The sequence below is a fragment of the uncultured Microbacterium sp. genome, assembly GCF_963521695.1.
Lineage (GTDB): Bacteria > Actinomycetota > Actinomycetes > Actinomycetales > Microbacteriaceae > Microbacterium.
In genome coordinates this window covers 1-8,212 of record NZ_CAUQWC010000163.1, presented here as the reverse complement: position 1 = coordinate 8,212, position 8,212 = coordinate 1, and the positions used below count along the sequence as shown (strand labels likewise).

Genomic DNA, 8,212 nt, shown 5'->3' with positions numbered 1-8,212 from the left:
GCCCCCGCCCCTCCGCTCTCCCCGCCGAACCCCCGACCGGGCGCAAGGCCGTCCCCCCGGGCGCGGAGCGTCCCTAAGCTGTCGGCATGACGAGCGGTCAACCGGAGTGGGTGATCCGCGAGGACGCGGCGCAATCGGTGCTCGTCGCGCTGTATCTGCGCCAGGTGCTCGGCATCCGCTCTCCCGAGGAGCTTCCGGCTCTGCGGCGCGTACCACCTCCGATGATTACGAGCGACACGGATGCCGCGCACGCGCAGCTCGAGCGCGAGTGGCGGGGCTTCTGGGCGATGACCGTCGAGCCGCAGGCGCACCCCTCACCCGTCCCGCTGGAACTGGTGGACGGGTTCGGCGGCCTCATCGCCCTGCCCGTCGACGGTGCCGACACGCTGCGCCGGGCCGTGACCGCGCACGCCGACGACGCTCTCGACTTCGCCCGTCTCGCCCATGATCGCTACTCGCGGGAATCCGCGGCACGTCCGGGGGTGTCGTACCGCGCCTACGCCAGCGCCATCGCGGCGCACGAGCGGACCGTGGGCAGGCGTGCGCACTCGTTCGAACTGAACGTGCAGGTGCTGCCGCTGACTCAGCGGGGCGTGTGGTGGATCGGCTCGCTGACCGTGGCGGTCACCGACGGTCTGCGCAGCGACGTCGTGGCCTTCGATGCCGCGATCCACCCGATCATCGCGGAGCTGGCCTGAGGATCAGACCTCGTACTGCTCGTGATCGACGGTGACGCGGCGCGTGCGGCCGCTGAGGACCCGCTCGAAGACCAGGGCGACGATCGCGGCGAGCGCGACGCCCGCGACGACGCAGATGAGAGCGGTGAAGCCGAACACCTGCAGCTCGGAGTAGACGACCTGCGTGTAGGGGCTGATGTCGGATCCGTCGATCGCGACCGTCAGGATCAGGGCGACCAGGATGCCGAGGAACGCCCCCGCCGCCAGGAACACGCCGTACTTGGGTGCGCGACGCACGGTCGCGGTCTCGATGTCGTCGCGGACGTACACCGGTCGTTCGGGGGCGGGCTGCTCGGCCATGTGCTCATTCTCCCACCGTCGCGGTCTCCGTGGGTCGTGACCTTTCGGCGTCGAGTCAGCGTCGGGGCACGCGCGGCGGCGCGGTCGAGGCGCGCACGATGAGCTGCGAGGGCAGCACGGTCTCGTCGGTCGGCGCGCCGCCGACCATCGCCTGGAGCAGCAGCTCGACGGCCAGGGCGCCGGAGCGGGCGATCGGCATGCGGACCGTGGTGAGACTCGGCGTGACGGCGCCGGCGAGGTCGATGTCGTCGATGCCGACGATGCTGATGTCGTCGGGGCAGACGCGGCCGAGCTCGGCCATACCCGCCTCGAGGCCCAGGGCGACGAGGTCGTTGTAGGCGATGACCGCGGTGGCGCCGCTGGCGACGGCGGCCGCGGCCCCTGCCCGGCCTCCTTGAATGGATGCCGCGTGGTGGCTCAACCGCGTCAGACGGATGCCGAAGCGCTCGCACGCGCGGGCCACGGCACCCACGCGCTGCTCGTCGGCCCAGGAGCCGTGCGGTCCGGACGCATAGGCAACGTGGTCGTGACCGAGGGCCGAGAGGTGCTCCACCGCCTGGGTCGGTCCGCGCTCGGCATCCATCACCACGCACACCGCGCCGGGGAGGACGCGGTTGATGACGACGTGCGGGGTGTCGCGGACGAGGGCGAGCACCTCGCCTTCGGGAAGGCGCGGAGAACACAGCACCAGACCGTCGGTGCGGCATCCGAGTTCGATGGATTCGCGCTCGCGGCGGAGGTCCTCGTCGGCGTCGAAGAGCACGATGCGGTGCCGACCGTGCCACGCCTGCCCCTGTATCGCCTTGAGCAGGGTGGCGTAGACCGGGTTCGCGGCATCCGGGACGACTACCGCGATCGTGCGCGTCCCCGTGGCCACCTGGGGCGTGGAGTACCCCAGTTCGACGGCGGATCGACGTACGCGCTCGAGCGTGGCGGGCGCCAAACGGTCGGGTTCGCCGAAGGCGCGTGACGCGGTGGCGATCGACACTCCCGCGTGCCGCGCCACTTCCGTGAGGTTCGCCGCCATCTCCACCTCCTGTCGCCGTGTGTCCATCATCGTCCATCGTTCGATGTAAACACTTGACAAGTTTGTACAAACAACCGCACACTGTTTCCATGCCGATCATCGACGATCCCCTCGAGGCGACCCGTGCCGCATCCGACGGAGCCGCTCGCCTGACCCGCGCGTCGTTCGGCACGGCGGCGGTCCCCGCGCCGCCCGCCGCCGCCGGGATCCTGCACTTGGGCCTGGGCAGCTTCCACCGTGCGCACCAGGCCGTCTACACTGCCGCCGCCCTCCGCTCCGACGGCGGGGACTGGGGAATCGTCGGCGTCGCCTCGCGATCGCGCCGCATCGTCGACTCCCTGCACGCGCAAGATCACCTCTACGCCGTCGCCACCGTCTCGCCGGAGGGCACCTCGCTCGAGATTCCGGGCGTCCACACCGACTCCTACGTCGCCGCCGACGACCCGGCGCGCGTGGTCGCCGACCTCGCCGATCCCCGGATCCGCATCGCCACGCTCACCGTGACCGAGAACGGCTACAACTACTCGCCCTCGAGTCAGCGGCTCGACGTGGCCGACCCGATCGTCGCCGCCGACATCCGCGGCGGCGCTCCCCGGTCCACCATCGGGCAGCTCGCCCGCGGGCTCCAGCGTCGTGCCCAGGCCGGCGGCGAGCCGATGTCGATCCTCAGCTGCGACAACCTGCTGTCCAACGGCTCGCACACCGAGAAGCTCGTGCGGGCGTTCCTGCAGGAGCTTCCGCATGCCGAGGGCGCCGACGTCCTCGCCTACCTCGACCGCGCGGTGACCTTCCCCTCGAGCATGGTCGACCGCATCGTCCCGTCGACGACCCCGGAGTTCGCCGATCGCGTCGCCGCCCTGCTCAGCGTGCGCGACGACGCGCCGGTACCCGCCGAGCCGTTCACGATGTGGGCGATCGAAGACCGCTTCGCCGCGGGACGACCGATGTGGGAGGCCGGCGGCGCCGTGTTCACCGACGAGGTCGGCGCGTACGAGCTGCTCAAGGTGCGTCTGCTCAACGGCACGCACTCGCTCATCGCCTACCTCGGCGCTCTGAAGGGCGCGGCGACGATTCCGGATGCCATCGCCCTCCCCGAGATCGAGGCCTCCGCCGCGGCCGTGCTGAGTCACGAGTACGAGCCCTCGATCACCGCGCCCGCGGGCGTCGACGTCGAGCGGTACGAGCGCGAGCTGTTCGCCCGCTGGGGCAACAGCGCGCTGGGACACCGCACCGACCAGGTCGGCTCCGACGGATCGGTCAAGCTCGGCCAGCGCATCCCCGGTCCCGTCCTGCAGGCACTGGACCGCGGGGAGTTCCCGCACCTCATCGCCCTCACGGTCGCCGCCTACCTCGCCTGCGTCGCGCCGCCCGCCGGATTCGACCCGGGTCCGCACGCCGCGGCGATGAACGACAACGCGCGCGAACGCCTCACCGCGGGTGCCGTGCGCGGCGGCCGCGACCTCGCGGCCCGCGCCATCGTCGACCTGCACCTGTTCGGCGAAGACCTCGCGCACCGCACCGCCTTCGTCGACCGGGTCGGTGATCTGCTCGACACCATCGTGCAGCGCGGCGTCGACAGCGCCGTCGCCGACGCCCTCTCGGCATCCCGCGCCCTGGCGACCACCACCCCCTGACCACCCGGCGCTCCCGCAGCGCACACGACACGAAGGAGACGCGATGAAGCTTCTCGCGATCCACGGCGCGGAAGACATCCGCTGGGAAGACCGCCCCACCCCGGAGCCCGGCGACGGCGAGGTGCGCCTGCGCGTGCGCTACGTCGGCATCTGCGGCTCAGACCTGCACTACTACTTCCACGGCAAGAACGGCGAGTACGCCGTTCGCGAGCCCCTGACCCCCGGTCACGAGCTCTCCGCCGAGGTCGACCTCGACCCCTCGGGCCGCCTCGCGCCGGGGACCCCCGTCACCGTGCACCCGGCACGATTCGGCCCCGCGGTCGCGGGTCTCGAAGACCGCCCGCACCTGCGCGCGGGCGGGGACTACCTCGGCAGCGCCGCAGGATTCCCCCACCGTCAGGGCGGCGCCGCCGAGCTGCTCATCGTGGAGGAGCACATGGTGCGCGTCCTGCCCAAGGGGCTCCCCCTCGAGCGCGCCGCCCTCGCCGAGCCGCTGGCCGTCGCCATCCACGCGGTGAGCCTCGCCGGCGACCTCACGGGCAAGCGCGCCCTCGTCATCGGCGCGGGTCCGATCGGCCTGCTCGTCGCCGCGGCGGCCGTCCACGCGGGCGCCGCGGTCGTGGGCGCGAGCGACGTGCGCCCCGAGCCCCTCGAACGGGCGCGGACACTCGGTGCCACCGAGACCTTCCTCGTCGGCACCGACACGATCGAGAACGAATCGTTCGACGTCGTGTTCGAGTGCTCGGGCGTGGGGGTCGCCCTCACGCAGGCCGTGCGCGCGGCCCGCCGTGCGGGCACTGTCGTGCAGGTCGGCATGCTCCCCGATGCCGAGCTCGGAGTGAACCTCGCCCCGATGCTCGCCAAGGAGCTCACGCTGCGCGGTGCGTTCCGTTTCTCGACCGAGATCGACGACGCCATCGCGATGCTGGCGTCGACCGACACCCTCGACGCGGTCGTCTCGCACGTCGTGCCCGCGACCGACGCCGTCAGCGCGTTCGCCACCGCGCGCGACTCCTCGGCATCCGCCAAGGTCCTCCTCTCCCTTTAACCCACCGACACCCGCTGTCACAGACCCGTCATCACTACGAAGGAGTAATCCGATGAGCAGCTCTTCCGCCCCCGGCGTCGACGCCTCGACGTCACCGCCCGTCGCCAAGAGGTCGACCGGCGACCTCGCCCGCGCCGCCGTCTCGGGCTGGCTCGGCACCGCGCTGGAGTTCATGGACTTCCAGCTCTACTCGCTGGCCGCCGCCCTGGTCTTCAGCCAGATCTTCTTCGCCGGAGGGGATGCCGCCATGGCGGTCGTCCTCGCGATGGCGACATACGGCGTGGGTTACGTAGCCCGCCCGGTCGGCGCGTTCTTCTTCGCCCGCATCGGCGACAAGATCGGCCGCAAGCAGGTGCTCTTCTACACGATCCTGCTCATGGGGGCGGCGACCACCCTCATCGGCGTGCTGCCCACGTACGAGCAGGTCGGCATCCTGGCTCCGATTCTGCTGGTGATCCTGCGTCTGGCGCAGGGCTTCGGTGCGGGGGCCGAGATCTCGGGCGCGGGCGTCATGCTCGCCGAGTACGCCCCCGACAACCGCCGCGGCGTCGTCGCCTCGCTGGTCGCCCTCGGCACCAACTGCGGAACCCTCTTCGCCTCGGGCATCTGGGCGATCCTGCTCGCCGTGATGATGGAGAGCGACGTCATCGCGTGGGGCTGGCGCATCCCCTTCATCGGCAGCGCCGTGATCATGCTGTTCGCCCTGTGGGTGCGCTTCAACCTCAAGGAGAGCCCGGTCTTCGAGGAGCGCACCGACGTCGTCGACGGCAAGGCGCTGTCGCGGGCCGAACTCCAGAAGGTCGCCACAGAGACCAACGACGTCCGCACGCTCGAGTCGCTGCAGAAGAAGCCGCTGAAGGCCATCCTCGTGTCGTTCTTCCTGCGCTTCGGCCAGGCCGGCAACTCGGGCATCGTGCAGACCTACCTCATCTCGTTCATCACGATCACCCTCGCGATCTCGAAAGAAGTCGGCCCCGAGATCGTCATCGTGTCGTCGCTGATCGGCTTCATCACGATCCCCCTCGTCGGCTTCCTCGGCGACAAGGTCGGTCGCCGCCGGATGTACATCGTGATGTCGTCGCTGTCGCTCGTGCTGATCGTCCCGACGCTGCTGCTGATCAACTCCCGCGAGGTGGGCTGGATCTTCGTCGGCTACGCGCTGATCCACAACATCTCGGTGCTGGGGCTGGCATCCATGGAGAACATCTCGATCCCCGAGATCTTCGGTGCCCGCAACCGCTACACCCTCACCGCCGTCGTCCGCGAGGTCGCCGCCATCATCGCCACGGGCATCGGCCCGGTCGTCGCCGCCGCGTGGGTGGCCGCCGCGACCGGCAGCATCATCCCGATCATGGTGCTCATGGGCATCTTCACGGCGTCCGCCCTGGTCGCCGCGATCGTCGCACCCGAGTGGACCGGCCGCGACCTGCGGGATCCCCGCCCCGCGATGTGATCCGGCGGGGCTTCCTCCATGGAGCCCCGTCACCCGGCGGGCCGCGCGGCCCGCGTCCGGGTGGGCTCGTGACGGCGGGCCCGCCCGGGATCCCTCCCCCGCGGCGGAGCACCCCGGTCCCGGATGCCGCCCGCTCCGGGCGACGAGCCCGTTCGCCGCCCCCTTCACCTCTCGACCAGGAAGTCCCTCATGAGCATCGCCTCCGTCGACGTCATCGTCACCAGCCCCGGACGCAACTTCGTCACCCTCAAGGTCACCACGAGCGACGGCGTCGTCGGATGGGGGGATGCCACCCTCAACGGCCGCGAGCTGTCGGTGGCGTCGTACCTCTCCGACCACCTCGCCTCGATGCTGATCGGCCGCGACGAGGACCGCATCGAAGACACGTGGCAGTACCTCTACCGCGGGGCGTACTGGCGCCGCGGACCGGTGACCATGGCCGCGATCGCCGCGGTCGACATGGCGCTGTGGGACATCAAGGCCAAGAAGGCCGGTATGCCGCTGTACCAGCTGCTCGGAGGCGCGAGCCGCGACGGCGTCCGCGTCTACGCCCACGCGTCGGGCACCGACTTCGAGGCCCTGGCCAACGCCATCACGGGCTACCGCGAACTCGGCTTCACCGCCGTGCGCGTGCAGACCGGCGTTCCCGGCCTCGGCCAGATCTACGGCGTCTCGGCCGCCGGCCCCGGTGTGCGCTACGACTACGAGCCGGCGAAGCGCTCCGGCGATCGGCCAGCCGAGGAGACCTGGGACACCCGTCAGTACCTCAATCACATGCCCGGGGTCTTCTCGAAGATCCGCGAGGAGTTCGGCACCGACCTGCGCATCCTCCACGACGGTCACCACCGCATGTCGCCGATCGAGGCCGCGCGCTTCGCGAAGGAGGTCGAGCCCTACGACCTGTTCTGGCTCGAGGACGCCACCCCCGGCGAGGACCAGACGGCGCTGCGCCTCATCCGCCAGCACTCCACCACCCCGCTCGCGATCGGCGAGGTCTTCAACACCGTGTACGACTACCAGACGCTCATCACCGAGCGCCTGATCGACTACGTCCGCTCGGCCGTGACCCACACCGGCGGCATCACCGCGATGAAGAAGCTGCTCGACTTCGCCGCGATCTACGGCATCCGCTCCGGCATCCACGGTCCCACCGACATCTCGCCCGTCGGCATGGCGGCGGCGCTTCACCTCGACCTCGCGATCCACAACTTCGGCATCCAGGAGTACATGCCGCACAACGAGCAGACGCTCGAGGTGTTCCAGACCTCCTTCACCTTCGACAGGGGCTTCCTGCACCCCGGCGACCAGCCCGGTCTCGGCGTCGAGCTCGACGAAGAGGCCGCCGGTGCGTTCGAGTACACGAAGGCGTACCTGCCCGTGAACCGCCTGCTGGATGGGACCGTCCATGACTGGTGAGCTTCCCACCCGCACCGTCTCGTCGAAGCTCGTCGTGGTCGCCCGCGCGTCCGCGGCCTCGGACTACGCTCCGGTGCTCACGGCCCTCGCCGATGCGGGCGTGCAGAGCGTCGAGCTGACCCTCACGACGCCGGGCACTTTCGACGCCTTCGCCGAACTCCGCGCGTCGTTCGACGGCGATCTCGGCATCGGCACGGTCACGAACCTCGACCAGCTCGAGCGCGCCATCGCCGTCGGCGCCGACTACGTCGTCACCCCGATCACCTCGACCGCCCTGGTCGAGCACGCGGTCGCCGCCGGTATGCCGATCGTCCCGGGCGGGCTCACCCCCACCGAGCTGTTCGCGTCGTGGTCGGCGGGCGCCTCGGCGGTCAAGGTGTTCCCGGCCGGCCAGGTCGGTCCCGGGTACCTCAAGGATCTGCGCGGTCCCTTCCCCGACATCGCCGTCGTCCCCTCGGGAGGGGTGGATGCCGACAGCGCGGCCGCCTGGCTGGCGGCGGGCGCCGTGGCGGTCAGCGTCGGTGGGCCTCTGCTCGGCGACGCGGTCCGCGGCGGCGACCTAGGTGCGGTGCGCGCACGGGCCGAGCGGTTCGTCGC

The 8,212-nt window shown here is 70.9% G+C and carries 8 protein-coding genes; 6 read left to right on the top strand and 2 right to left on the bottom strand.

All coding sequences use genetic code 11. The annotated features are described in order from the left end of the window. Nucleotides 1–86 precede the first annotated feature (86 nt). Complete coding sequence (locus RWP81_RS11950; protein WP_314456380.1) at nt 87–698, top strand: zinc-binding alcohol dehydrogenase; 612 nt, start codon at nt 87–89, stop codon at nt 696–698. A gap of 3 nt (nt 699–701) precedes the next feature. Here RWP81_RS11950 and RWP81_RS11945 read toward each other — a convergent pair whose 3' ends face one another. Both RWP81_RS11945 and RWP81_RS11940 read right to left on the bottom strand, forming a co-directional pair. Then, nucleotides 702–1,037, bottom strand: a complete 336-nt coding sequence (locus RWP81_RS11945; RefSeq protein WP_314456378.1) for a potassium transporter Trk — start codon at nt 1,035–1,037, stop codon at nt 702–704. A 55-nt stretch (nt 1,038–1,092) separates the two neighbouring features. Continuing rightward, entirely contained in the window at nt 1,093–2,091 is a 999-nt protein-coding gene (locus tag RWP81_RS11940; protein ID WP_314456376.1) for a LacI family DNA-binding transcriptional regulator, read from the bottom strand. Between the two features lie 62 nt (nt 2,092–2,153). Here RWP81_RS11940 and RWP81_RS11935 point away from each other — a divergent pair, with 62 nt between their 5' ends. From RWP81_RS11935 to RWP81_RS11915, 5 genes are all read left to right on the top strand, one after another. Further along, a complete protein-coding gene (locus tag RWP81_RS11935; RefSeq protein WP_314456374.1) occupies nt 2,154–3,698 on the top strand; it encodes a mannitol dehydrogenase family protein in 1,545 nt (514 codons plus the stop codon). Nucleotides 3,699–3,741: 43 nt separating this feature from the next. After that, the gene (locus RWP81_RS11930; RefSeq protein WP_314456372.1) at nt 3,742–4,746 is read left to right on the top strand and encodes an L-idonate 5-dehydrogenase; all 1,005 of its coding nucleotides are present in this window, start codon (nt 3,742–3,744) and stop codon (nt 4,744–4,746) included. 52 nt (nt 4,747–4,798) lie between these two features. Further along, the gene (locus RWP81_RS11925) at nt 4,799–6,199 is read left to right on the top strand and encodes an MFS transporter (protein ID WP_243497129.1); all 1,401 of its coding nucleotides are present in this window, start codon (nt 4,799–4,801) and stop codon (nt 6,197–6,199) included. 189 nt (nt 6,200–6,388) lie between these two features. Further along, nucleotides 6,389–7,615 carry a D-mannonate dehydratase ManD gene (gene manD, locus RWP81_RS11920; RefSeq protein WP_314456369.1) on the top strand — a complete coding sequence of 409 codons (1,227 nt, stop codon included), beginning with the start codon at nt 6,389–6,391 and terminating at the stop codon, nt 7,613–7,615. Then, the coding region (locus RWP81_RS11915) for a bifunctional 4-hydroxy-2-oxoglutarate aldolase/2-dehydro-3-deoxy-phosphogluconate aldolase (protein ID WP_314456367.1) at nt 7,605–8,212 on the top strand (608 nt) is incomplete at its 3' end. The genes manD and RWP81_RS11915, both read left to right, overlap by 11 nt.